Origin of the sequence: Tepidanaerobacter sp. GT38 (assembly GCF_021991635.1) — a bacterium.
In the GTDB taxonomy this organism is placed as follows: Bacteria; Bacillota; Thermosediminibacteria; order Thermosediminibacterales; family Tepidanaerobacteraceae; genus DTU063.
The window spans coordinates 1-24879 of the sequence record NZ_JAFFJA010000023.1 but is presented as its reverse complement, the minus strand read 5'-3'; the positions used below and the strand labels follow the sequence as shown (position 1 = coordinate 24879).

23 protein-coding genes and 1 pseudogene are annotated in these 24879 nt (G+C 38.1%); 3 read left to right on the top strand and 21 right to left on the bottom strand.

Annotated features, from left to right (window positions below; genetic code table 11):
* Nucleotides 1–24: 24 nt before the first annotated feature.
* Nucleotides 25–1005, bottom strand: a complete 981-nt coding sequence (locus JT739_RS04580; RefSeq protein ID WP_370642578.1) for an FAD:protein FMN transferase — start codon at nt 1003–1005, stop codon at nt 25–27.
* A gap of 428 nt (nt 1006–1433) precedes the next feature.
* On the opposite strand from JT739_RS04580, the gene JT739_RS04575 reads away from it, so the two are divergent.
* Nucleotides 1434–3158 carry an FAD-dependent oxidoreductase gene (locus JT739_RS04575; protein ID WP_237659921.1) on the top strand — a complete coding sequence of 575 codons (1725 nt, stop codon included), beginning with the start codon at nt 1434–1436 and terminating at the stop codon, nt 3156–3158.
* A 100-nt stretch (nt 3159–3258) separates the two neighbouring features.
* On the opposite strand, the gene JT739_RS04570 is transcribed toward JT739_RS04575, so the two are convergent.
* The 8 genes and pseudogenes from JT739_RS04570 to JT739_RS04535 all read right to left on the bottom strand — a co-directional run bounded on the left by JT739_RS04570 (nt 3259) and on the right by JT739_RS04535 (nt 10530).
* Nucleotides 3259–4323 (bottom strand): alanine/ornithine racemase family PLP-dependent enzyme, encoded by a 1065-nt coding sequence (locus JT739_RS04570; RefSeq protein ID WP_237659920.1) that lies wholly within the window; start codon nt 4321–4323, stop codon nt 3259–3261.
* A gap of 26 nt (nt 4324–4349) precedes the next feature.
* Nucleotides 4350–5603, bottom strand: a complete 1254-nt coding sequence (locus JT739_RS04565) for a DUF1015 domain-containing protein (RefSeq protein WP_237659919.1) — start codon at nt 5601–5603, stop codon at nt 4350–4352.
* Between the two features lie 138 nt (nt 5604–5741).
* Complete coding sequence (gatB, locus tag JT739_RS04560; protein ID WP_237659918.1) at nt 5742–7163, bottom strand: Asp-tRNA(Asn)/Glu-tRNA(Gln) amidotransferase subunit GatB; 1422 nt, start codon at nt 7161–7163, stop codon at nt 5742–5744.
* Between the two features lie 3 nt (nt 7164–7166).
* Entirely contained in the window at nt 7167–8612 is a 1446-nt protein-coding gene (gatA, locus tag JT739_RS04555) for an Asp-tRNA(Asn)/Glu-tRNA(Gln) amidotransferase subunit GatA (RefSeq protein WP_237659917.1), read from the bottom strand.
* A 20-nt stretch (nt 8613–8632) separates the two neighbouring features.
* Complete coding sequence (gene gatC, locus JT739_RS04550; protein WP_237659916.1) at nt 8633–8917, bottom strand: Asp-tRNA(Asn)/Glu-tRNA(Gln) amidotransferase subunit GatC; 285 nt, start codon at nt 8915–8917, stop codon at nt 8633–8635.
* 98 nt (nt 8918–9015) lie between these two features.
* Nucleotides 9016–9696, bottom strand: coding sequence for a DUF6391 domain-containing protein (locus JT739_RS04545; protein WP_237659915.1), 681 nt, complete (start codon nt 9694–9696; stop codon nt 9016–9018).
* A 247-nt stretch (nt 9697–9943) separates the two neighbouring features.
* A pseudogene (locus tag JT739_RS04540) lies at nt 9944–10153 on the bottom strand (ATP-binding cassette domain-containing protein); the annotation flags it as partial.
* Entirely contained in the window at nt 10153–10530 is a 378-nt protein-coding gene (locus JT739_RS04535) for a GntR family transcriptional regulator (protein WP_237659913.1), read from the bottom strand. The gene JT739_RS04535 and the pseudogene JT739_RS04540, both read right to left, overlap by 1 nt.
* A gap of 153 nt (nt 10531–10683) precedes the next feature.
* Between JT739_RS04535 and JT739_RS04530 the strand changes: the two genes are divergently transcribed.
* Nucleotides 10684–11994 carry a CCA tRNA nucleotidyltransferase gene (locus JT739_RS04530; RefSeq protein ID WP_237659912.1) on the top strand — a complete coding sequence of 437 codons (1311 nt, stop codon included), beginning with the start codon at nt 10684–10686 and terminating at the stop codon, nt 11992–11994.
* 27 nt (nt 11995–12021) lie between these two features.
* On the opposite strand, the gene JT739_RS04525 is transcribed toward JT739_RS04530, so the two are convergent.
* Both JT739_RS04525 and JT739_RS04520 read right to left on the bottom strand, forming a co-directional pair.
* Nucleotides 12022–12225, bottom strand: coding sequence for a hypothetical protein (locus JT739_RS04525; RefSeq protein ID WP_237659911.1), 204 nt, complete (start codon nt 12223–12225; stop codon nt 12022–12024).
* 105 nt (nt 12226–12330) lie between these two features.
* The gene (locus tag JT739_RS04520) at nt 12331–13326 is read right to left on the bottom strand and encodes a biotin--[acetyl-CoA-carboxylase] ligase (RefSeq protein ID WP_237659910.1); all 996 of its coding nucleotides are present in this window, start codon (nt 13324–13326) and stop codon (nt 12331–12333) included.
* Nucleotides 13327–13523: 197 nt separating this feature from the next.
* Here JT739_RS04520 and JT739_RS04515 point away from each other — a divergent pair, with 197 nt between their 5' ends.
* Complete coding sequence (locus tag JT739_RS04515) at nt 13524–14330, top strand: hypothetical protein (RefSeq protein WP_237659909.1); 807 nt, start codon at nt 13524–13526, stop codon at nt 14328–14330.
* A 96-nt stretch (nt 14331–14426) separates the two neighbouring features.
* Here the strand turns inward: JT739_RS04515 and JT739_RS04510 are convergent, their stop codons facing one another.
* The 10 genes from JT739_RS04510 to JT739_RS04465 form a co-directional block, all read right to left on the bottom strand.
* A complete protein-coding gene (locus JT739_RS04510) occupies nt 14427–14867 on the bottom strand; it encodes an OsmC family protein (RefSeq protein ID WP_237659908.1) in 441 nt (146 codons plus the stop codon).
* Nucleotides 14868–14942: 75 nt separating this feature from the next.
* Complete coding sequence (locus JT739_RS04505; RefSeq protein ID WP_237659907.1) at nt 14943–15224, bottom strand: hypothetical protein; 282 nt, start codon at nt 15222–15224, stop codon at nt 14943–14945.
* A gap of 20 nt (nt 15225–15244) precedes the next feature.
* Complete coding sequence (locus JT739_RS04500) at nt 15245–15424, bottom strand: hypothetical protein (RefSeq protein WP_237659906.1); 180 nt, start codon at nt 15422–15424, stop codon at nt 15245–15247.
* A gap of 100 nt (nt 15425–15524) precedes the next feature.
* Nucleotides 15525–17348, bottom strand: a complete 1824-nt coding sequence (gene typA / locus JT739_RS04495; protein ID WP_237659905.1) for a translational GTPase TypA — start codon at nt 17346–17348, stop codon at nt 15525–15527.
* Between the two features lie 19 nt (nt 17349–17367).
* Nucleotides 17368–18258, bottom strand: a complete 891-nt coding sequence (locus JT739_RS04490; RefSeq protein WP_237659904.1) for an MBL fold metallo-hydrolase — start codon at nt 18256–18258, stop codon at nt 17368–17370.
* Between the two features lie 113 nt (nt 18259–18371).
* Nucleotides 18372–21011 carry a cation-translocating P-type ATPase gene (locus JT739_RS04485; RefSeq protein WP_237659903.1) on the bottom strand — a complete coding sequence of 880 codons (2640 nt, stop codon included), beginning with the start codon at nt 21009–21011 and terminating at the stop codon, nt 18372–18374.
* A 92-nt stretch (nt 21012–21103) separates the two neighbouring features.
* On the bottom strand, nt 21104–22306 hold the full coding sequence (locus JT739_RS04480) for an ABC transporter permease (protein WP_237659902.1): 1203 nt from the start codon (nt 22304–22306) through the stop codon (nt 21104–21106).
* On the bottom strand, nt 22281–22964 hold the full coding sequence (locus tag JT739_RS04475) for an ABC transporter ATP-binding protein (protein ID WP_237659901.1): 684 nt from the start codon (nt 22962–22964) through the stop codon (nt 22281–22283). The genes JT739_RS04480 and JT739_RS04475 overlap by 26 nt, the downstream gene beginning before the upstream one ends.
* The gene (locus JT739_RS04470) at nt 22964–24190 is read right to left on the bottom strand and encodes an efflux RND transporter periplasmic adaptor subunit (protein WP_237659900.1); all 1227 of its coding nucleotides are present in this window, start codon (nt 24188–24190) and stop codon (nt 22964–22966) included. Before JT739_RS04470 ends, JT739_RS04475 begins: the two co-directional genes overlap by 1 nt.
* Before the next feature lie 195 nt (nt 24191–24385).
* Nucleotides 24386–24709 carry a hypothetical protein gene (locus JT739_RS04465; protein WP_237659899.1) on the bottom strand — a complete coding sequence of 108 codons (324 nt, stop codon included), beginning with the start codon at nt 24707–24709 and terminating at the stop codon, nt 24386–24388.
* Nucleotides 24710–24879 lie beyond the last annotated feature (170 nt).

The window sequence follows — 24879 nt, the reverse complement described above, 5'->3', positions numbered from 1 at the left end:
TAAACTGCTCTTTTCCGAATGATCTTATATGTTTTTTCCCAATTCAAACTGCTTATCAACTATCTTAAAATTAAGATTCTCTACCCCTGATGTTGTATACACTTTATAATCCTTTGTTATAAAAATAGCATCTATATTTTCTATACTTTCTACAAAATCCATTCCTTCCTCAAGACCCATTGCAAATACAGTCGTAGATAAAGCATCAGCATCAATGGAACTTTCCGCTATAATCGTAACACTCATCAGCTCGTTTTCAACGGGAAAGCCCGTACGGGTATCTAAAATATGATGATATATTTTTCCATCTTTTTCTATATATCTTTCGTAAGGCCCAGAAGTTACCAAAGTCTTATCTGCAACTTCCACGGTTGCCACAATACTACCCCGTGTTTTAAAAAAGGGATTTTGTATGCCTATCTTCCACAGCTTTCCATCGGGTTTTGTTCCAATTACTATGATATTGCCTCCCAGGTCCACTGTACCATGTTTTACGCCATTTTGTCTTAATACTTTAACTGCTTCATCGGCAGCATACCCTTTCGCAATACCTCCTAACTCAATAGACATTCCCGGCCTTTTTAAAAACACACTATTATTTTTCTCGTCAAGTTCTATTTGCCTATAATCTACCAGCGGTAAAATTTTGCTGATTTCGGCTTTAGATGGCACGCGGGCATGTTCTGTACCTATACCCCATAATTTAACCAAAGGCCCTACTGTTATATCAAATTTGCCTTCTGAAAGGTTCGAAAAATAAAGGCCTTTTTTTATGACAAAAAAGGTATCTGGGCTGACTTTATAAAAATCCCGACCTGCCATCTCATTGATGCTTATTACTTCGCTAAAATCTGCTTTTGAGGTCATCTTTTTTTCAATATCATCAATACGTTCAAAAGCTTTATTAATAGCATCTGTAGCATTGGGCCCAAAAGCTTGTATTGAAATTAGAGTATCTAGCATAAAATTAGTTTTCGTCACAGGTTTTTCTTCACTTGAGCGCATGCATGCTGTTGTGGTTATTATAATTACAGCAACTGTAACTAAAACTTTTAGCCAAATTTTACCTGGCTCCGTTGCTAACCCCTCCTTGTTTAGTTCGTAAATCTAATTGTACTAATGCTTCATCTTTTAGTTTACTAATTAATTTCTGCAAATAAAACAAAAACTCCTGCCTAAAATATTCTTTTGTAAATTTTTTTATACAAAGTGTGATATAAATCACTTGATTTGTTCTAATTTTATGCTTATTTTATAAGTAGAGGAGCAGGAATTTACATCTTGTCATAGAATATAATATATTGTAAAATTATTGTAGAAGAATATGAACAAAATGTCTATAGTCTGTTTGTCCTTTTGTAAAAAATAAAACATTTTTGTGCACCAGTTTGTGAAGGTGCTGACAAGTATTAATTATTAGGGAGGCTAGCAAAATGGAAATGAAAAAAAAGATTGTAGTATTAGGAGGTGGCTTTGGAGGTCTTACTGCTGCCCAAACTCTTGATAAACTTCTTAGAAAAAATAGAAATGTAGAGATCACACTCATAAACAAGACACCTCACCAGGTTTATTTAACTCAGTTACATGAAATAGCCGGCAACAGAATTCCAGAGGACGGAATATTGTATTCACTGGAAGCTGCATTAGACCAGACTCGCGTTAAACTTGTCGTTGATGAAATTTACAAAGTCGATGTAAAGAATCGCAAGCTTTATGGTGCGGACAACGAATATAGTTTTGACTACCTCATTCTGGCTTGCGGAAGTGAACCTGCCTTTTTTGATATCCCCGGAATGAAAGAAAACGCTTTCACATTATGGTCTCATGAGGATGCTATAAAGATAAGAAATCACATTGAAAATATGTTTGAAATGGCCAGCAAAGAAGAAGACACGGAAAAGAGAAAAGAATATCTCACCTTTGTAGTTGGCGGCGGTGGTTATACTGGAATTGAAATGATAGGTGAATTAGTGGAATGGGTTGAAGACCTTTGCATCGACTACAATATAAAGAAAAGTGAAGTATCATTGATGGTCGTAGAAGCACTGCCAACAATCCTGCCAACCATGTCTGACAGCCTGATTGAAAACGCTACTAATTACTTAAAGAAAAAGGGTGTGCAAATACTTACTAATGCATGTATTGTGAATGTTACATCAAACTCTATTACACTTAAATCAGGCGAAACAATAAACACTAAAACACTAATTTGGACTGGTGGTGTGCAAGCTAACTCATTAGTAAGTCAGATAGGTCTTGAAACCGGAAAGCGCAATAAAGTTGTTGTCAACGAATTTATGGAAACTAGTGAGCCAGGAATTTATGCCATTGGAGATAATTGCTACTACCAGAACAAATCAGGAGAAGTTATGCCTTGCCTGGTGGAATCTGCAATTCAATCGGCACAATGTGCTGCCTACAATATAGCAGCTGAAATCAATAACAAATCTAAAAAACCCTTAAAACTTAAACTGCATGGAAATATGGTTTCCATTGGATCAGAATACTGCATTGCTGACGTAATGGGATTAAAGCTTAAAGGTTTTCTTGCATCTACCACGAAACACCTGGCAGATATCCATTATCTATTCGGAATTAGTGGATTTGGATTTATCTTTGATTATATTGACCGTCAATTCTTCCGCAAGACCAGGAATAAACCAACGGTTATAAAGCATATCGGAGTAAGCACTAGCGCAGCGTGGTTAGCTATCTTAAGAATTTTCTTAGGTTACAAATGGTTAATGTCCGGAATTGATAAAGTAAACAGCGGATGGCTTTCAGCAGGCGATAAACTAGTAGCTGGAGCTTCTACTGCCCCAATAGGACCAAATACACCAGAGTGGTATGCGAACTTTGTGGAAAGTGTGATCTACCCCAACGCATATTTGTTCCAGGTAATGATAACTCTAGGTGAAATTGCCCTAGGAATATGCTTTATACTCGGCTTATTCACGGTGCTAGCAGCACTTGGGTCAATATTCATGAATCTAAACTTTATCATCTCAGGCTCCGGTGATATGTGGTTCTTGGTAGTATCCATTGTAATGTTGGCAGGAGCAGGTCGATCCTTCGGTCTTGACTACTATGTCATACCTTATATTTCAAAAGTGATAAAACGCCTCATTAGACGTGGTGAATTTAAACTTATAAACTGATTTGAGGCTTTGACACAATAATTTATAAAGCTGTTTTATTGACAATAATAAAGAGAGGTAGAAACAAAAACTTCTACCTCTCTTTGTTCTTTTTAAATGTCTATATTATATATTTTTTTACGTATTTTGAAGTCATCAAGCCGAGAAGTGCACCATATGATAGGTTAAACTCAACAATTGAACCAACCTTTATATCTTTGTTTTTTGTTACATCTAACAATAAGTGGTCACTGCTGGCACCAAGAATATCTATGGATTTGTCTACAGGTGCAAGACCTTCTATTCTGCAATCCTGTTTTCCTAATGCAACAATCGCCCTTCTCATAAGGCCTTTATCCTCGAAAAAGGGCTTATTTCCAAAAGCATCTAGTCCGATTTCGCCTATGGGATATGAGGGTTTGGTTTTTACTTCTATTACCTCTGCTTTTAGCAATATAGCATCTTGGTATGTATCAGGCAGCGGCCTTGATGTACTGGGGTCATTGCCTAATAGGATTCCCTCACCTAACCGGAATTGTGTAATGCCTTTAGGTAGGCCCCCTTGTTTTAAAAGCATTAATGTTGATGAATTGCCTCCGGATATAGTTTTTACTTCTATACCAAAAGTTTGTTCAATGTCCGTTGCTAAATCCACCAGTAATTTCATGTTATCATAACTTGCCTTTACTCCACCATAACAACCTAAATTGGTTCCAATTCCTTCAAATTCTATATTTGAAAGCTTTATTATTTCACTTACAGTATCCAAGACATTTTCAGGCATTACACCTTCTCGTAGGTCTCCTGCCTCCACCATTAGAATCACTTTATGTTTCTTCCCTAAAGTTTTGGCGGCTGCTGATAAGGCCTCTATAACTTTTACCTCAGAATTTAGACTTCCGTCAGCCCATCGAACTACATCCTCTACTTCTGACAGCATCGGTATTCTAAGCAAATATATGGGTATCGATATACCTGCTTGTTTTAGAGACACTATGTTTTCGATCCTGGAATCACCTAGCTTTTTGGCACCGCCTTTGATAAATGTCCTGACAACTTTATCTAGGCCGCAAATTCCCTTTGTAACTGCCATAACTTCAATTTGTCTCTCACTACACCATTTCACTAGCTTTTCCGCATTGTGCTCTATCTTTTTTAAATTGATAGTGACACATGGGAAACGCATCGATAGACCCCCTAAAAATGGCTAATTTATTTGAGACTCATTGAGTGAATAAAGATGCCGCTTTGTAACTTAGGTTCAAACCAGGTGGATTTTGGCGGCATTATACACCCCGAATCGGCAATACACATAAGGTCTTCTATAGGGGTGGGAAATAGTGAAAAAGCCACACTCATTTCACCACTATCTACTCTATTTTTCAGTTCTTCTACGCCTTTTGCCCCACCTACAAAATCAATTCTATTATCGGTTCTGGGATTTGTTATATCAAAAATTGGTGCTATTATCAAATTGTGCAATATTGAAACATCTAAACTTTCAACCGGATCTTTTTCATTAAAACTACCGGGTTTAGCTTTTAAACCATACCATTTTCCGCCTATATACATGCCAAATAAATGTTTTTCTTTGGGTATAAAGGCTTCTTTGCCTTCATAAACAATGTCAAAGTTTTGTTTTATTTTATCGAGTAACTCCTGCTGATTTAAACCATTTAAATCCTTAACAACCCTATTGTAGGCCAGAATCGTAAGTTGAGTATCCGGAAAGATTACTGATAGGAAATAGTTAAACTCCTCATCCCCTGTATAGTTGGGGTTTTCTTGTCTTTTCTCAAGACCCACTTTCACAGCTGCAGCAGCTCTATGATGGCCATCAGCGATGTAAAGGGCATCAACTTTTGCAAATAACCCCAACAATTCGTCTATGGTTTTTTCATCATCTATAACCCAAACGGTCTGAAGGACATTGTCCATTGAAACAAAGTCGTAAATAGGGCTGTGAGATGATATCCAATCATCAATAATATCAGTTATCTGAGAGTTTTCTCTATAAGTCATGAGTATGGGACCAGTATGGGCATCAGTGTATTTTATGTGATTTATCCTGTCCTGCTCCTTTAAAGGTAAAGTATGTTCATGTTTTTTTATTATATCATTTATATAATCATCGATAGATGTGCATGCCACGATACCTTTTTGAATGCGATCTTGTCTGTTTAACTGATATATGTACAAGCAGGGCTGTAAATCTTGTATGTATACTTTCTCATTTATCATGCCAAATAACTTTTCCCGAGCTTTTTCATACACTTTTGCATCATAAGGATCTATACCTTCTTCAAAAGCAATCTCCGGCCTGTCAATATGCAAAAAGGAATATCTGTTATCCTTAGCCTTTTCTCTAGCTTCCTTAGTAGTAACTACATCATAAGGTAATGCTGCAACCTTCGATACCAGTTCCGGAACGGGTCTAAAAGCTTTAAAGGGTCTAATTATAGCCATTGTTAACCTCCATTTTTTAAATGTCCTGTAGTTTCATCATAAATATCATACTATAGTTTGCTTACTTTTTCCACTGAACTTGTTATAAATTAACCCCTACCTTGTTTAATCAGGTAGGGGCAATCTCTTTAACACAATTTATTGATCTAGTAATCTACTAAAAATAGCATTTATCATCTGCGGGTTGGCCTTGCCTTTGGTTTCTTTCATAACCTGCCCTACAAGAAAACCTAAAGCCTTCTTCTTGCCATTTTTATAATCTTCCACTGATTTTGGATTGGCCTCCATAACCCGTTTTGCAATACTTTCTAGCTCAGCTTCGTCAGAAATCTGGACAAGACCTTTTTCTTCCACTATTGCCTCAGGAGATTTACCTGTGGCAAACATTTCACGGAAAACGTCTTTAGCAATCTTTCCGCTTATGGTGCCCTTGTCAATCATAGCAAGCATATCGCAGAATTGTTTGGGAGTAAATTTCAAATCCTCTATGCCCTGTCCAGTTTCATTTAATATGCTCAACAATTCAACCATGAGCCAGTTGCTTACCACTTTCGGGTCATGATAATGTTTCACGCATTCCTCATAGAAATTGGAAAGCACTTTCGATGCGGTTATAATAGAAGCATCGTATTCAGGCAATCCATATTCCTTTATAAACCTTTCCTTTTTAGCACCGGGAAGTTCAGGTATCCGTGCCGATATTTCATCTTTCCAGTCTTTTCTCATAATAACTGGAGCCAAATTTGGTTCTGGGGAATAGCGGTTATCCACTTTGCCTCTCATGAAAATGGTGATACCTCTGTCTTCATCCCATCTACGGGTTTCCTGAACAATACTTCCGCCGCTTTCAAGAATTTCCCTCTGGCGCTTTTCTTCGTATTCAATTGCACGCTTAACTGCTCTAAATGAACCCAGATTTTTCACTTCAACTTTTGTGCCGAACTCATTAGAACCTTCAGGTCTGAGGGAAATGTTTATGTCACATCGCATAGACCCTTCTTCAATTTTACAGTCAGATACCTCGATATATTGAAGTATTGTCTTTAAGTTGTTTAAATACTGCCATGCTTCCTCTCCGGACCTCATATCGGGCTCTGACACTATTTCTATTAAAGGTACGCCAGCTCTATCTAAATCCACCAGGGAATAGGAACTTCCTTCTTCATGAACCAGCTTACCTGCATCTTCTTCCATATGCATAATCCTAATACCTATGCGCTTTTTCTTGCCATTAGAATCAATCTCTACATACCCGTTTCTTGCCAGCGGAATATAGTACTGTGAGATCTGATAGCCTTTTGGAAGGTCTGGGTAAAAATACTTTTTCCTATCAAATCTTGAAAACTCGGCTATCTGACAGTTTAAAGCAAGGCCGGCTTTTGTGGCATATTCAACAACGCTTTTGTTCATAAGCGGAATAGTACCTGGCATGCCAAGGCAAATGGGACAGCAGTGACTGTTAGGTTCTTTGCTAAATTCAGTACTGCAACCGCAGAATATCTTTGTCTTAGTTGATAGTTCTACATGCACTTCAAGACCTACTATTGTTTCGTAGTTCATTCCTTATGCCTCCTTCCACGCAATCAGTTTTTTGTGATAATCGGTATTTCGTTCGAAGGCATATGCTACCTGCAAGATTCCCGCCTCATCAAAGGCTTTCCCTATTATCTGAAGGCCGATTGGTAGCCCCTCAGCAAAACCACAGGGGATTGATATGGCAGGTAAACCTGCCAAATTTACAGGTACAGTGCACATATCGTTCACATTTAGGCTGTCCTTAGCCTCTCCAATTTTAAACGCTACCGTAGGTGTTGTAGGTGTTATCAGAAAATCATACTTCTCAAAAGCCTTTTCAAAGTCTTGTTTTATAAGAGTCCTCAACTTATATGCCTTGACAAGGTATTTATCATTGCCTTCTAAATCCAATAAGTATGTGCCAAGTATCGTTCTCTTTTTAACTTCCAGCCCAAAGCCTTCACCGCGGCTCTTTTTATAAAGGTCTTTTAAGTTTTCGTAATGTTGTGCACGATGGCCAAAACGAACTCCATCATACTGGCACATTTCAGAACTCGCCTCAGCTGAAGCAATAACATAATGTACCCATAAGGCATATTCTACATTGGGAAGGCTTGTCTCTTCACAAATAAAGCCCATATCCTCAAAGGTTTTTGCTGCATTTAAGATGGCATTTTTGATGTCTTTATTGACTGCATCTCCCAAAAATTCCTTGGGTATGCCTATTTTCACATTTTGTAAGTTCGTCTTAAGTGATTCTAAATAATCGGGGACTATTGTATCTGAAGATGAGGGATCAAATAAATCCATACCTGATATGGCATTAAGGACAATGGCGCAATCTTTAACGTCTTTTGTGATAGGACCTATAGTATCCATAGACCCGGCGTTTCCAGCCAAACCGAAACGGGATACTCTACCATATGTAGGCTTTAGACCAACCACTCCACAGTAAGCGGCAGACTGTCTAACAGCCCCACCTGTGTCTGAATCCAAAGAATATATGGCCAAATCAGCTGCAACTGCTGCAGCAGAGCTGGAACCTCCTGGCACCCGCTCAAGATTCCAGGGATTTTTAGAGGTAAAGAAGTAGGAGCTTTCAGTCGAAGATCCCATATCAAATTCGTCCAGATTAGTCTTACCTAAGATTAAAGCATTCTTTTCTTTTAATTTCTTTATAACGGTTGCATCATAAGGCGGTACAAAATTTTCTAGCATTTTTGAAGCACAGGTTGTTCGCAAATCTTTAGTGCATATATTATCCTTAACAGCCACCGGAATTCCAGATAGGTCCTCCGTAAAATCGCCTTTCTTATCGATTTCTGAGCTTCTCTCTAAAGCTTCTTCGCTATTTAAAGTAACATAAGCTTTAATCTTTCCGTCCATTTCCTCTATTCTCTTGAGAAGAGCTTTTGTCAATTCTTCAGAGGTTATTTCCTTTTTGCTTAGCAACTCATGGGCTTTATGAATAGTCAGCTTATCTAGTTCCAACATGCTACCTCCTATTCGATTATCTATTCTTCAATTATCCTCGGCACCCTGAAAAATCTACCGTGCTTATCAGGAGCGTTCTTTAAGACTTCATCAATGGGAAGGCTGTCCCAAACCTCATCGTCCCTTAGCACGTTTTTATCGTTTATGGGGCAGACTGTAGGCAAAACACTTTCTGTATCTACTTGGCTAAGTTTATCAAAGTATTCTAGCAAGAAATCCATGTCCTTTGAAATTTGCTCTATTTCTCGGCTCTCAAGATGTACATGAGCAATATCCGCTACACGATATAATGTGCCTTTATCCATTTGCCTATCACCTCTTTATTTTATTATTGCACACTTATATAATTTTATCATTTAAAGGAACATTATACAACGAATTGTTTCGACATGCAATAAAAAAATTATGATTGGTATGTTTTTATAAAATACGACCGATTAGGATTTAGCATTACTATAAAGGAAAAGCTGTAATTGGCCGGTTGCTGAATATAAATATCCTGTACAGCTACGTCATCAACATTGCTATGGGTGGTAAAAAACCTTTGTAAGATTCGGCCGAAGGGGTTTGCAAAGACATTTGCCAGCAAAAAGGCAACAACCGCGTTTAATAGTGAAAAGTGATGGGAGGAAAACAGCACTAAGATAAATGCAAGGGAAAACAAAAAATTCGCAGCCGCCATAGATGTTCCACAGCGAGGGTGAATGGCCAAATCTTTTTCTCCATTTATCATGCGAAAATGGCCTTCTCTTACTGCGCTCATTACTTCATAAGGCGGTGGCAGGTCCGGCCCTGAAAGGGAAAATCCGTTTGAATAAGCAAGACCCCCTATTTGAAGGGTTCTTCCGTACCTCTCTTCAAGCACATTTATAGTTGCATGTTCCAAACTGTGATTTTTCCTCACTCTTTTGTCTAAGGCAATCTTTAAAATTTGCCAAGGAATAGTCACAATATTATACAGTGAATTAAATGTAAAAACATAGGGAAGTAGAAACAAAAAACCTATGCCCAGAAAGATTATTATAGGTAAAAGTAAATATGGAAACAACATCAATATCATCAATAAAACCAGTAAAAAAAACATAGCTGTCCTCCTAGAAATAAACTTATAATAAATTATAACATACACAACCTAAATTTGGAGAAAGTCTTCGTTAAAATTTAAGCAGCGGTTTTCCGCTGCTTAATAAAGCTATGCACTTGAGTCATTATAAAATTTTAGAGAAATCACTGTCGATATGGCTAATATGATAAATGCCACAAGGCATATTATTAGTATTAATGTAGTGCTGTCTTTAGGAACCATTTCGATAAAATTCACCAGTGCTTCTTTTAGCCTCTGATTTCCCAAATACCCGTATTTCACCTGAGTCTTTTTTTATCATGTTCATGATAAGTTTTATGGTGGTAGTCTTGCCGGCGCCATTGGCACCAATAAACCCCATAATATAACCCCTTGGCAGTGATATGTTTACATCAGACAGCTTAAAATTGCCGTAGCTCTTGCTCAGGTTTATTATTTCCAGTATATTATCTTTCACTAATATTCCTCCTCCAGGACTTTATTGAAGATATGTTCCACACTCTTCCGTGAAACCCCAGTATTCTTAGCTTTTCTCACCACTTCTCGCATTTGCTGCTCTATTTCAGAAAGGCTTAACGACGCGATTTCACTTATATCGCAGTCTGCCACAAAACATCCTTTGCCAGGCCGCGTGATTATGAGTTTTTCCTGCTCTAATTCCAAATATGCCCGCTTTATAGTAATAACGCTAATTTTTAAATCTTGGGCCAGCTGCCTTATGGATGGCAGGGCATCGCCGGGCTTTAGTTCACCCTTTAATATTTTGCTTTTTATGCTTTCATATATCTGTTCATACAAAGGTCTGGGATCAATATTAGAAATTGATATAAACATAACATCTCCTACTGTGTATATATTATATATACAGTATATAATGTATAAACAGTTATGTCAAGTTCAAGGTTAATACATTACCTTCTGGATTTTGTAATTTTTTTAATTTATAATATAATAAGTTGCAAATCATTATTGAATTGGAGTTTTTTTATGTTTAATTTAAATATACCTTTAATTATTAAAGATATTTGTCATAAATTGAAACAATCTGGCTTTGAAGCATATGTAGTCGGCGGCAGCATAAGGGATTTAATAATGAATCGCGAAAATTCGGACTTTGACATCGCTACAAATGCCCTTCCAAACCAAATTGTATCTGTCTTCCCTAAAGCCAAGCCCTACGGGAATTTTGGCACAATGCTTGTAATTGTCGAAGATACAAAAGTAGAAATTACTCCATATAGAGACGATGCCCCGGGCAGAAAGCCCCAGTATACTTTTGGAGGCAGTATTTATACTGACCTTGCCCGACGGGATTTCACCATAAACTCCATAGCCTTTGACCCTGTAACCGATGAGCTTATTGACCCCTTTAGAGGCATAGATGATATAAAACGAGGTATTATAAGGTGTACAGGCTCTACTGAGCGAATTTGGGAGGATCCCCTTCGCGCCATGCGAGCCGCCAGATTTCAGGCTCAATTAGGCTTTAAAATAGAAAGTTCAACTTTATACACCTTAAAAGCTCATGCAGAAAAGCTAAACAGCATCTCAAAAGAGCGCATTCGCGATGAGCTTATAAAATTAATAACCGGAGATTACTGCTTTGACGGCTTGGTAACCCTTGTTGTAACGGGCCTCATGCAGTACATAATTCCGGAGTTAATGGCAGGCATGGGGATAATGCATTACAATAAGTCATTAGATGTATTAGAGCATAATCTGGTAGCATGCAAATTAATCAGAAATACTTTACCCTTACGTCTTGCAGCTCTGCTGCACGATGTAGGCAAATCTGAAACTGCCATAAAAACGGAAAAGGGTCTGACTTTTCCCGATCATCATATCAAATCGGCTGTTATAGCGGAAAACATTTTACAAAGGCTGCGATTTGAAACAAAAATAAAAAATAAAGTGGTCCTTTTAATTAAAAACCATATGTTTTATTACTCTCCCGATTCGCCAATATCACATTTAAGAAAACTTATTTCAAAAGTAGGTTGGGACAATATATATGATTTAATCGACCTTCGAATAGCCGACAGATTAGCAAGCGATTTTGACAAAGTATTCTCGCCCGGTTTGAAAAAATTAATTTCGGATTTAGAAATTTTAAAAGCTGAGAAAAGTGATTATCAAATAAAAGACCTGGCCATATCCGGCCAGGACATTATAGATGAACTGGGCATTGCTCCGGGGCCAAAAGTGGGGCAATTGCTTAATAAACTTTTGGAGGTAGTGCTAGAAAATCCAAACCTCAACACAAAAGAAAAGTTGCTAGAAATAGCTAAAAAAATCTAACTCAAAGACGTCTTTATCAATCTTGATCTATTTGATTATATAGTAGCAAGTTTCCAGTTCCTCATTATCTACTTCTGGAAGTTTGGATTTCAACTCGTTTATTACGCGCTCATCAATTCCGTAAAAGTCCCCTCCGAGAATTCGGGAACATATGTTATGACTTGCATGCGAACCTTTATGTCTGGATACAAACTGCAATATTTCCTGTATCTGCTGCTGTCTGTTAACCAAAAAAACACCTCCGCTTTGCTTAAATTAAATACTTTTAAAAGTATAATTTATTTTTAACGCATCGGAGGGGTTTTATTCTTTTCTTATTTAAAATAATTTATCTTTTTACCTTAGTGACACATCTCCACTTACCACTTTTTTAATTTGCCCATCTAAAGTTTTTACCAGTAAAGCTCCTGAAGCATCAATATCAATGGCAGTTCCCTCAAAACCGTCAATCTTACCTATAATCTTTACTTTCCGGCCTAAATTTACGCACAAAGCCCTCCATTTTTCAAAAATTTTTTCAAACCCTTCATTTTCAGCTTCAATATAATACTGTTCAAGATTTTCTAATAAAGCAGTCAAAACCTTAATGCGACTGATTTGCTCTCCTTTAATTTGTCTAAGGGATGTGCTTTTGTCTTTTAACTCATCGGGAAAATCATCGTTGTTTACATTTATTCCTATACCTATTACTACATAATTTACTGCATCCATTTCAGCACTCATTTCTGTGAGAATGCCGCAAACTTTTTTGCCGTCAATAAGTATGTCATTGGGCCACTTTATTTTTGCGCAAATTCCCGTTGCTTGTACAATAGCCTCAGCTACGGCTACAGCTGACATGATAGTAAGTTTAGGTGCGTCTACGGGAGAAAGTTCGGGTCTTAAAACTATGGAAAGCCAAAGGCCTCCTGCGGGCGAATCCCAAGAACGCCCCATTCGTCCCCTACCCCCCTGCTGTTTTTCCGCTATTACCAAGGTGCCACTTTGTGCACCTTCCTGAGCAATTTTTTTAGCATCATCATTGGTTGACTTTGTGACCTGACAATAGTAAATTTTACTTCCTATAATTTTTAAAGAAGACTGAGCCCATATTTCTTCAGGCAGAAGTAAATCAGGTGACTCTTCTAGGCAATAACCAAGCCGGGGTGAGGAAATTATTTTATACCCCATATTTCTTAAACAGTTTACCTGTTTCCAAATAGCAGAACGAGTTATCCCAAAGTTTTGGCTTATTTTTTCGCCGGAAATATATTTTCCTTTGTTTTCAAGCAACAACATTAAAAGCTGATTAGCTTCAGCTCTTTCGCTGGCTAAATACATATCCTTTGACATTTATAACGGCACCTCTTTATATTTTTCTACTAGACATCCTTCCAATTTATTTATATCTTTCTACCTTTTTACTCTTTTTCCTTCAAAAGCACATCGACCCAAACCTTATCTTATGCTAGCATAAAAGACAGCGGTTACTTACAAGTAGGATGTGTCTACAAACAATATTGAATATCAATTAGTAGAGGAGGTATTCTATGTTAAATAAAAAATGTATTGCTTTAATGTCTGTTTTCTTTATGGTCCTAGTTTTTTCAAGTACAGTATTGGCTGCTGATAACAGTACTTACTATTACATCGAAGATGAGATAGGGCCTTTAAGCATCCACAAAGATTTATTTTACATTTACAAACCCTTTTACAACGCCCAAAAAATCTACAGGGATTTTGACAAGGATGGCGTATATGAAATCGCAGTAATTTATAGTGGCCTAGATGGTAATAAACATTTAGCTGTTTACAAAATCCAAGGCAATAGAATGGTTCAGATTTTTTCCGGCAAGGGCGTTACCATTAATGTCAACTCCAACGGATTTTCAATTAGCAATATCAAATACGATGGCAGATACTTTTATGAAACTTATACTTATACTTGGAACAACGGCAAATTCTTAAGAACCGGATATGCCAAGACATACATTAAAAATGGTTACGATTATGAAAAACCCATCAAAGACAAACCAATTATCAGAAAGGACGAAAGAATTACCATCGTAAACTCTTTCTTAAAAGCGAGAATGCAGGGAAAATTCGACGAAGTAATGAACTATCTGTCTAAATCCTATAAAGCTAAGATTGATTCCAAAGAATTAAAATCAATAATCCCTTACGGCACAGTAACTGCTGTAGATATTTTTGATTCTCAGCGTGGAGATTGGGTTGTAGCAGTAATCAGAGACATTTGGGGAAACAGCAGGGTGTTTAAGTTTGTCCCAGTAAATGAAAAAGACAAATACGGCAATTTCAAAATCGATGAAATCATAGAAATACCGAGAGCAAATTGAGATTGTCACTGAAAAAGCCGCTAGATTTTCTAGCGGCTTTTGTTTTTCTTTGAACACCAAGGAATTTTGTGGTACTTTCAAACTTTGATTAAGCTATCATTTTTCGATTACGTAAGTTCCGGTTACGGATACGCCTTCTAAGGTGTCTTTTACCGGGCAGTGCTCTTCTATAAATTTACACAATTTCTTTATATTTTCTTCAGGTGAATCGGAGATTATATGCATTTTGTAGCGAATATCGGAAAATCCTTTTCTCACATCGGGGTTTTTCCCCGTAAATCCATCTGGATCTAAATCCCCTTCTAATTCCACTGAAAAACCTTTTAATTCTACGCGGAATTTTGGTGCAAACATACCTGCTACTATGCTCATACACCCACCTAAAGAACACAGAAGCAATTCTACTGGATTCATGGCCGTATTGGTACCGCCAAGTTCTACTGGTTCATCCATGGTAACCTTAAAACTCCGTGAAGTGGCCTCGACTAAAGCACCGCCCTTCCACTCCGCTTTGGCATTAAAAGTCTGAATTGCCATGAAATACCCCCTTATACATATATTTCCCTAGTATAATTATAACACTTTTTTTGTATTTGTCACCATTTTGTAAGATTAAATGTTATCTGTAAAAGGTATTTGGACTGTTTTTTCGTTCTCCAGGTAATGCAGATTGGCATAAATTTTTACTATATTGGCATATTTGTCATGTTCTATTTTTATATCACTTACCCTAGCATCATCTTGGCGATATCTAAGATACTCAGTTAAAATATATTGGGCATTTTCTTCACTTAAATCATTATAGAAGGTCTTGTAAGTATCGGCGGGAATCTCAAGTATAACACTGTGCAGACCTCCTCTTACTGCCCTGGTTTCGCGGATGAAATTGAACATTCTTAAAACCTGCCCATTAGTCACTTATTTTTCTTTTGTTTCTTTTTGTTTTCAGGTGTCTTTTGGGAATTTCCCTGGGCAATTTCCTCTGACAATTCGTAGTATTCAGGGCTTGTATCGTCAACCAAGTTGCCTTTTTCTTTTAGATTTGGTGGAACTAGTTTGTTTCTAGCTTCCTTTTGACGCTTTTTTTTGGCCATGTGCATTCCTCCCATATTTGATGTCAAATCTAGTATTTCCTATTTTGCTCCAATAAATCCGTACAAAGAAAAAAGCATTCACTAAAATTTTAGTGAATGCTTATAATGCCTTACTTTTCGGCTTCTGCCTTTCTTGACGGGAAAGGATTGCTTTTCTCATGCGAAGGCTTTTGGGCGTAACTTCCAAAAGTTCATCGTCTTTAATAAATTCCAAACACTGTTCTAAACTCATTTGTTTTGGAGGAACCAGCCTCAAAGCTTCCTCAGCAGTTGATGAACGCATATTGGTAACATGCTTTTTCTTGCATACATTGATGTCCAAATCTTGAGGTCTGGAATTTTCTCCCACTATCATGCCCTCATATACCTTAACCTGAGGTCCTATGAAAAGGGTGCCTCTCTCCTGTGCATTATAAAGACCGTAAGTATTGCTTTCCCCTGTCTCAAAAGCAACCAGCGACCCTCGATTTCTGGTTGGAATATCTCCTTTGTAGGGAGTATAGCCCGCAAAAACTGAATTAATTATTCCTTCCCCTTTTGTGTCGGTGATAAATTCGGACCTGTATCCTAGCAGTCCTCTGGTAGGAATGTTAAATTCCAATCTGATGGAGTTGCCGCCGATGTTTTGCATGTTAATTAACTGACCGTGTCTTTCGCCCATCTTCTCCATAACGGTTCCCAAATAAGCTTCAGGGATATCAATTGTCACCAATTCCATGGGCTCCATTTTTTTTCCGTTTATTTCTTTTATTATTACCATGGGTTTTGAGACTTGAAACTCATACCCTTCCCTGCGCATAGTCTCAATCAAAACCGAAAGATGCAGTTCTCCTCTACCCGAAACCTTGAAACTGTCAGGGCTATCTGTTTCCTCGACTCTTAAGCTCACATTGCTCTTGGCTTCTCTAAACAACCGCTCTCTCAAATGCCTTGAAGTAACATATTCACCTTCCTGACCTGCAAAGGGGCTAGTGTTTACGCTAAATATCATTGAAAGTGTAGGTTCATCTATGTTTACATAAGGCACAGGTTCAGGGTTGTCTATATCTGCTATAGTCTCACCGATGTCTATATCTTCGATACCCGTCAGTGCAACTATATCGCCTATAGTGGCAGAAGATACGGGTTGGCGTTTTAGACCTTCAAAATCAAAAAGGTTGCTGACCTTTACCTTTTGAATAGTTCCGTCTTTTTTACACAGCGCATATTCATTCCCCGTTTGAATTGTTCCCCTAAAAACTCTTCCTATAGCTATTCTTCCAACATAATCATCATAATCTAATGTAGTTATTAAAACCTGGACAGGTGCTTGAGGATCTCCTTCAGGTGCCGGCACAAATTCTACTATAGTCTTAAATAAGGGCTGCAGATCTTTTGACGTGTCTTCAAGGTTAAGTTTTGCATAACCTTCTCGTGCCGAGGTGTAGACTACAGGATACTCTATTTGAGAATCATCTGCCCCTAAATCGATGAAAAGCTCCAGCACTTCATCTAGAACCTGGTCTATTCGCGAATCGGGCCTGTCGATTTTATTTACAACTACTATTGCAGGTAAATTTAAGGCCAAAGCCTTCTTCAAAACGAAACGTGTTTGGGGCATGGGGCCTTCAAAAGCATCCACTAATAAAAGCACACCATCCACCATCTTGAGCACCCGCTCAACTTCACCACCAAAATCCGCATGTCCGGGAGTATCAATGATATTTATCTTTATACCATTGTAGTGGACGGCTGTATTTTTTGATAATATGGTTATGCCCCGCTCCCGCTCCAGGGCATTTGAATCCAATACCCTTTCTTCTACCTTTTGATTCTGCCGAAATATGCCGCTCTGCTTTAATAGGCCATCTACAAGTGTTGTCTTGCCATGGTCTACATGAGCAATTATAGCTATATTGCGAATATCATCTCGTTTTGTAATCATACTGCATCTCCTTCATAATCTAGGCATAAAAGTACATTTTTCCATCAATTATATCCATATTTATTAACTGTTTTTCAAGAAGATAAGTTAAAAAGGCACCAACTGAAGAAATTGTTATAAAGTATTGAGATATATTCATAGGTATATCGTATTTTTTAATAACAAGCTCGGTTAAATCTTCTCTAGTCAAGGGCTGCGATAAGAAATCCAATATGAGTTGCAGGTTGTTATTTACATTGTCTATATTTTTTTGAATAAGAGATTTAGGATTATCCAAAGGACCATCACAGTGAGAAATCATATAACAATCATAATTTGTGGCGAGCAAAAATTCCAAAGTCTTTAAATGATCTCCCACATCAAACAGAAAAGGAAAAGGATACTTTTCCATTTTATCTTCGCTAAAAAAGGCATCGCCGCAAAACAGAACATTATCTTCCGTCGCAACTCCTATTTGGCCTATGCTATGACCTTCCAGTGAAATTATATCAAACTTTTTACTATCTAATTCCGTGGAGCCTTCAGCAACTTCTATATCTACTGCCGTATCCTGTGCTTTTATTATTCGCGTTGAAAGTCCGGGCATGGGCGATGCTCCATAAAACATGGTTTGTTCCAGAAAGCTATTTTCTATAAAAAGCCTTGCTTTACTGGAAGCTGCAACAAGAGCACCGGGGCATTTTTCTTTAATAAAATTATTTGCTCCATAGTGGTCAGGATGAGAGTGGGTGTTTATGATATACTTTATTTTTAAATTATTATTCTCCAACACTTCAATAATCTTTCTACCGTCAGTATTGTGAAGCCCCGTATCTATTAAAGTACACAAACCGTTCCTGTACCTATAAACACCTACATTGGTCGCACCAGGGATATAATACGTGCGACCTCTCAGCTTTATAAGTTCCATTAAGATTTCCTCCTAGATATATAGCAACAAATCTTAAAAACACATTTTATATTATACATACTGTTATTTACGAAAATCAAGTGTACTAATATGTCGCTAAACAAATCTTAAATTTAAATTACAGCTCCCAGACCGGCAAGCCCTAAAACTAGAAGGAGGATATTTATGTCAAGGGCAACCGTATGAAAGAAAGGCTGGAAAAAGGGTATATATATAACTGCAAAAAGCATTGATATGGAAATCAATACCGACAATGTCAGATATAAATTGCCAAAGGGATTTTGCCAACGAACATTGGTTTTTTCAGTTCTACATTCAAAGACAAATAAAAGCTGTGACATGACTAATGTTGCAAAGGCAGCCGTTCTCGCCAATTCCAGATTACTTTTGCTGTATAAGTATGTGATTATAAAAGCTGCTAATGTAGCGAGACTGATAATCAAACCTCTATACATAATTTTTGCACCAAGGCCATGAGAAAAAACATTTTCGTTTTTGCCTCTAGGTTTGCGACGCATCACATCCCTCTCAGGTGGATCTACGCCAAGGGCCATTGCAGGAAGGCCGTCTGTCACAAGATTTACCCATAGAATTTGTATGGGCAAAAGGGGTAATGGCAGGCCTAATATAGAAGTCCATATCATTGTCAGTATCTCTCCCACATTGCAGGACAGCAAATAGCGAATAAATTTACGGATATTGTCATAGATTATTCTGCCTTCTTCAACTGCTGCCACAATGCTGGCAAAATTGTCATCCATCAATATCATAGAAGATGCCTCTTTTGTCACATCGGTGCCATTTATGCCCATAGACACCCCAATATCTGCCTCTTTAACAGCTGGCGCATCATTGACTCCATCCCCGGTCATTGCAACGATATGACCTTTCTTTTTTAAAGTTCTGACAATCCTTAGCTTGTGACGTGGTGTAACTCTAGCATAAACGGCAATATCATCTATCTGTTTTAAAAGTTCACTTTCGCTCATATTATCTAATTCCTGACCTGTTACGATTTTACTGTTTTTGGTAAGCATTGAAAGTTCTCGTGCTACAGCCCAAGCTGTGGACTTGTGGTCACCGGTTATCATCACTGGCCTAATTCCCGCAGTAAAGCACTTTTGTACGGCAGAAACCGCCTCAGGTCTAGGAGGATCTATAATGCCCATCATTCCAACGAAAATAAGGTCTTTCTCCAAATTCGAATCTTCCAGTTCGTTTATTGAAAGTTTTCTATAGGCAAAGCCCAAAACCCTCAATGCTTCTCGACCCATATCGTCATTGGCATTTAGGATAGTCATTTCATCATTTTTTGTAATTGGCCGTATTTCTCCCTTATCCTGTATTTTTGTGCAAAGGGACAATATTACATCGGGGGCACCTTTTGTAAAAAGAAAAAGTTGGCCTTTTTTAGATTGCACCAATACGGACATGCGCTTTCTGTTTGAGTCAAAAGGTATTTCCTTAAGTCTTACATAGTTTGCATCCACATCTTTTTTATTTATATTGGCTTTTAAAGCCGCTATAAGTATACCGATTTCTGTTGGATCTCCATAAGGCTTAAGTTCCTTTTTCCCACCTATGACCTCAAACAAATTGCCGCTGCTTTCTGTATTTATGCCAGCATTATTGCAAGATACGCCAATTTCGAGAAGTCTTGTAAGCTCTTTAGGTAGGTTCTTTAAAGGCCTTCCATCACTTGCCAAGATTTCTCCTTCACTTCTGTAGCCTGTTCCGGTTACCAAAAATGTCTCTTCACCAAGATAGATCTTTCTAACGCTCATTTTGTTTTCAGTCAATGTGCCTGTTTTGTCACTGCAAATTACCGTGGCGCAGCCAAGGGTCTCTACAGCAGGCAGCCTCCTGATTATTACTTTTTTCCTTATCATGCGCTGAACTCCCAACGTAAGGATAACCGTCACAATGGCAGGTAAACCTTCGGGAATGGCTGCAACTGCCAAACTTACACCGAAAAGAAACATATCCTGGACTTTTTCACCTCGAAAAACCCCTAATACAGCCACTACAGCACATATGGCAAGACAGATCATTACCAACTGCTTACCTAAAAAATCCAATCTCTTCTGAAGAGGTGTTTGTTTATCATCAATATCATCAATCATCCCTGCGATTTTGCCCATTTCCGTGTCCATACCTATTTTTTCGACTATCATTTTGCCTCTTCCGTTTACAACCAATGTGCCCATGAAAACGTAATTTTGCTTGTAAATTTTTATTTGAGACTCTTTGTCCACACTTGCCGACTTTTCTACGGGTATGGATTCCCCGGTCAATAGGGATTCGTCAATGGTCAAATTTTCTGCCATTAGCAAGCTTCCATCGGCCGGAATTCTATCTCCGCTCTCAAGGATGACTATGTCACCGGGGACAATGTCACTTGCCTGTATTGTTATTACTTTTCCATCCCGCAGGACCTTTGCTGTAGGTGCTGCTAGCCTTTGTAAGGCTTGTAGTGACCTTTCCGTTCTGTATTCTTGTATAAAACCTAAAATGCCGTTCATTAAAACAATAGCAGCTATTGCAATAGCATCCGCCACTTCTCCAAGGCAAGCGGATATAAGGGCTGCCCCTAATAAAACAATGATCATAAAATCCGTAAATTGGTTTATGAAAATAGAAATGGCTGATATTTCTCTTCCTTGCCTCAGCTGATTGTCCCCAAACAGCTTCTTTTTAAGCGGTATTTCTCTAGTGGATAACCCCTGGTTGGGATTTGTCTGATATGTATTCATACATATTCCCTCCACCCCTGTTGGTGTTTACACTCTAAAACATATGTTGCGTAAAAAGGGAATATGTCTAAAAAAAAAGCAGCAGAGCTGCTTTATTCATATCTCAGTGCTTCTATAGGATCCTGATAGGCTGCTTTTCGTGCAGGGTATAATCCGAAACACACCCCAACTACCGCCGAAAAAGCAAATGCTAGGGCTATCATCTGCCATGAAATAACGGCAGGGATTTTTATGAACATGGCTATTATCTGGGATAAGCCAAACCCTAAAAACATCCCTAATATACCGCCGGAAAAAGAAAGGACTAAAGCCTCAATCAAAAATTGTATCATAATATCAGTTTCACGTGCCCCTAACGCCTTCCTAATGCCTATTTCCCTGGTCCGTTCTGTAACGGATACCAACATGATATTCATAATTCCTATTCCTCCCACCAATAGGGAGATGCCTGCAATGGCACTGATTACCAGAGTAACTATTCCCGTAACCTGATTTACGCTGTCTATCTCTTTTTGAGAGTTCCATGCATTGTATTTATTTTCATTGCGATGCCTCCTGTGCAGGATATTTAGAGAATGTTCGATAGCTTTATCTACTTCAGTTTGAGATACCGCCTTACCTTCAATATTATTTATCCAATTCGATCCACTGAAAGAAAAATACGTTGAAATAGGTATGTACATCAACTTGCTGTCCATGCCCATGGAAAAAATTGATTCTTCCCGGGCCAGCACACCTATTACTTTAAAAGGCCGATTGCTGACCATTATTTTTTTCCCTATTGCCGCGGAGGAGCTAAACAGTTCTTTTGCCAATGATTCACTTATAACTGCCACATATCTCTTTGCATCATCATCCTCGTTACTAAAAAACCTGCCGGCATCTAATTTAAGATTTGCTATTTCTGTATAATCGGCAGTTGTTGCCACTATCTCAACGCCAATTTCCTTCCCTTTTGACCTGATGTTCGCGGAATCCCAACTAATAGGTGCCATATTCTCCACAGCCGGGGAAATTTCTTTTATCGTCACCACATCCTGAAGAGTGAAGCCATCAGCATCGGTTATGGGATCATCAGAATCATACCGGTAGTAGATACTAAATCGATTGGCCCCAAAGGCATCCATTTCTTTGTTGATTGCAGCTCTACCGCTTTGTCCCAATGCTGAAACTGTTATCACTGAAGAAACACCTATAATGATGCCTAACATTGTAAGGAGAGATCTCAATTTATTTGCAATGACGCTTTCCCAAGCAATTATTACACTTTCAAAGAAGTTCACTGGACTTCTCATCCACCTTTCTACCATCGCGGAAAAACACAATTCTTTGGGCATATCTAGCGATTTCATCTTCGTGAGTTACTAAAACAATTGTTGCTCCATTTCGATGCAATTCAGTAAATATCCCCATAATCTCAGCACCGGATTTGCTGTCAAGATTGCCCGTAGGTTCATCCGCAAGGATTATCTTGGGAGAATTTATTAAAGCCCGAGCAATAGCAACTCTTTGCCTTTGCCCACCTGAAAGCTCATTTGGCTTATGATGCCATCTATCTTCCAAACCGACTGATTTCAGTGCTTCCATAGCTTTTATTCGCCTTTCCCTAGGCGGGATCCCGGCATAAATCATCGGAATTTCTACATTTCTAAGGGAGCTCATTCGAGGAAGCAAATTGAAGTTTTGAAAGACAAAGCCTATTTTTTTGTTTCTGATATAGGCCAGTTGACGGCTATCAAGCTGGGATATGGGTTTCCCATCCAAGTAATACTCTCCCGATGTGGGCTTATCAAGGCAACCAAGTATATTCATAAGAGTAGATTTGCCGGAACCGGATGGCCCCATTATGGCGACAAACTCTCCTGCTCTTATATGAAGATTTACGTCTTTAAGGGCTGCTACTTCATTTTCCCCATTTCTATAAATTTTTGTCATGTTCTCAACCAGTATCATCAAACATCACCTGTTAAATCGTCGCTTAGACTTGGGTTTTGGAGAACTTCCTCGCCTTCGGACAGCCCTTGAATTATCTGCACATATAGTTCATTTTCGATTCCTGTTATAACCTTTCTTTTAGATATATTTCCGTCTGTTACTACCATAACCTGTTTACCTTCTTCTCCTTCTATGACACATTCTAGCGGAAGTAAAATTACATCCTTTTCTTCTTCTACAGTTATCTCTACAGCTGCCGAAAAACCTGGCACTATTTTTTCGTCTGGATCAATTATTTTTAATGTGGCTTTTACAACGGTTTCATTGCCTCTGTTTGTTTGTATCACCGAAGCTGAAGGAGCAATTTTTACAACTTCACCATTGTAAGTCTTGTCGCCAAACCCCTCACCGGAGATAATAGCTTTTTGGCCCACCTCTATCAAAGCGGCATCGTATTCATTTACATTGAACTTAATTTGCAAATCAGAAGAGCTGCCTATCTTTAGTATCAAAGTTCCAGGTGAAACCGTCATTCCGGGCTTTACATCTTGCTTTAATACTACGCCGTCAAAATCAGCATAAACCACTGTTTTGTTCAACTTCTTTTCAACATTGGTCAGATTTTGTTGGGCTTCTTCCAGAGCTATCTGTTTTAATTCAATTTCTTTTTCATCGGGGTTTGCCAGCAGCTTAAGTTCCAATTCAGCAATCGACAGCTGATTTTTCTTAACATCCAATTCCCTTTTGATGTTTAACAGTTCTTTTTCTGATATGGCTCCTAAATTAAAAAGCTCATAATTTTTCTCGTAATCATTTAAGACAGCTTCGTAAGCAGCCAGTGCATCCTGATATGTAATCCTTGCTTTTTCCAATTCCTCAAGCCTTGGTCCCTCTAGAAGCTTTGAGAGTTCAAGCTTCTGTTGTTTTACTTTGCTTTGAACTTGTTCCAGCTCAAGCCTCAAGTCATCGTCATTGATTTTTAAAATCACATCGCCCTTTTTGACTTGTTGGCCTTCCTCAGCCACATATTCTACTACACCTTGAATAGTTGAATATACTTCTTGCTCTTGAGCCGCTTCTACTGTCCCGATAGCAAAAATTTTAGATGAAATATCACCTTTAATGGCACTGACAGTCGGTAAAGCCATTGCCATCTTTGATTGAGACTTTATCCTGAAAACAAAAAAAGCCATAACTACCAGCAAAATTGCCATAGAAATTATCAATGCTTTTCGCCTTCTCACTGCGATCCTCCTCTTATGAGCGATACTAATTGTTCGCTATTCTATAGGAAACGGGAATAAAATTCGCTTTATTTTTTTAGCACTTTAATTAATGGTTACCTTTTCCATTATACATTTGCTGCTTTTTATTGTAAATCCAGTTCAAATAAAAGTCATAAAAAAAGAGCGATTGCTTCCGCTCGGTCATAACCATTATTAAGCCTTTGTTTCTTTTTCACAACATATTTTAAATGCAAATATGTTAAGCATTATCGTGACCGATGCAAGAATCACTACAACCCATTTTAATGCTCCAGTAATGTCCATAAGTGCTGCCCAATTTTCTGTTTCCACTCTATGATTTATTTCAAAAAACTGTAAGCATAATGACGCTACACAAGCGCCAAAGCTGGCAATGATAGAATTGCAACATTGTTTTATTCCATATCTCTCGGAACGTTTTATATATAAAATTGGAATAACCCATGCTATCAACCCAAGTAAAAAGCTTCCCAAATTTAATAAACCAGTAGTTAACATATACCTTTCTCCTTGTATAATGTATTTAGGTTATTTATTAGGAAAACCTATAAACCTATTCTTTACATCTTCTATCTGTCAGGAGATAATTGTCTTATTAGATTGAGAGAATTATCGTTGCCTCCTTGAGCTTTTATGCTCGTACTTGAAAGACTGATACCTCTCTCTAA

Excerpts from the sequence above, each read along its gene's own strand:
- JT739_RS04580 (WP_370642578.1), bottom strand. The coding sequence starts at position 1,005 with ATGCGCTCAAGTGAAGAAAAACCTGTGACGAAAACTAATTTTATGCTA.
- JT739_RS04575 (WP_237659921.1), top strand. The coding sequence starts at position 1,434 with ATGGAAATGAAAAAAAAGATTGTAGTATTAGGAGGTGGCTTTGGAGGT.
- JT739_RS04570 (WP_237659920.1), bottom strand. The coding sequence starts at position 4,323 with ATGCGTTTCCCATGTGTCACTATCAATTTAAAAAAGATAGAGCACAAT.
- JT739_RS04565 (WP_237659919.1), bottom strand. The coding sequence starts at position 5,603 with ATGGCTATAATTAGACCCTTTAAAGCTTTTAGACCCGTTCCGGAACTG.
- gatB (WP_237659918.1), bottom strand. The coding sequence starts at position 7,163 with ATGAACTACGAAACAATAGTAGGTCTTGAAGTGCATGTAGAACTATCA.
- gatA (WP_237659917.1), bottom strand. The coding sequence starts at position 8,612 with ATGTTGGAACTAGATAAGCTGACTATTCATAAAGCCCATGAGTTGCTA.
- gatC (WP_237659916.1), bottom strand. The coding sequence starts at position 8,917 with ATGGATAAAGGCACATTATATCGTGTAGCGGATATTGCTCATGTACAT.
- JT739_RS04545 (WP_237659915.1), bottom strand. The coding sequence starts at position 9,696 with ATGTTTTTTTTACTGGTTTTATTGATGATATTGATGTTGTTTCCATAT.
- JT739_RS04535 (WP_237659913.1), bottom strand. The coding sequence starts at position 10,530 with ATGTTTATATCAATTTCTAATATTGATCCCAGACCTTTGTATGAACAG.
- JT739_RS04530 (WP_237659912.1), top strand. The coding sequence starts at position 10,684 with ATGTTTAATTTAAATATACCTTTAATTATTAAAGATATTTGTCATAAA.
- JT739_RS04520 (WP_237659910.1), bottom strand. The coding sequence starts at position 13,326 with ATGTCAAAGGATATGTATTTAGCCAGCGAAAGAGCTGAAGCTAATCAG.
- JT739_RS04515 (WP_237659909.1), top strand. The coding sequence starts at position 13,524 with ATGTTAAATAAAAAATGTATTGCTTTAATGTCTGTTTTCTTTATGGTC.
- JT739_RS04510 (WP_237659908.1), bottom strand. The coding sequence starts at position 14,867 with ATGGCAATTCAGACTTTTAATGCCAAAGCGGAGTGGAAGGGCGGTGCT.
- JT739_RS04505 (WP_237659907.1), bottom strand. The coding sequence starts at position 15,224 with ATGTTCAATTTCATCCGCGAAACCAGGGCAGTAAGAGGAGGTCTGCAC.
- JT739_RS04500 (WP_237659906.1), bottom strand. The coding sequence starts at position 15,424 with ATGGCCAAAAAAAAGCGTCAAAAGGAAGCTAGAAACAAACTAGTTCCA.
- typA (WP_237659905.1), bottom strand. The coding sequence starts at position 17,348 with ATGATTACAAAACGAGATGATATTCGCAATATAGCTATAATTGCTCAT.
- JT739_RS04490 (WP_237659904.1), bottom strand. The coding sequence starts at position 18,258 with ATGGAACTTATAAAGCTGAGAGGTCGCACGTATTATATCCCTGGTGCG.
- JT739_RS04485 (WP_237659903.1), bottom strand. The coding sequence starts at position 21,011 with ATGAATACATATCAGACAAATCCCAACCAGGGGTTATCCACTAGAGAA.
- JT739_RS04480 (WP_237659902.1), bottom strand. The coding sequence starts at position 22,306 with ATGAGAAGTCCAGTGAACTTCTTTGAAAGTGTAATAATTGCTTGGGAA.
- JT739_RS04475 (WP_237659901.1), bottom strand. The coding sequence starts at position 22,964 with ATGATACTGGTTGAGAACATGACAAAAATTTATAGAAATGGGGAAAAT.
- JT739_RS04465 (WP_237659899.1), bottom strand. The coding sequence starts at position 24,709 with ATGTTAACTACTGGTTTATTAAATTTGGGAAGCTTTTTACTTGGGTTG.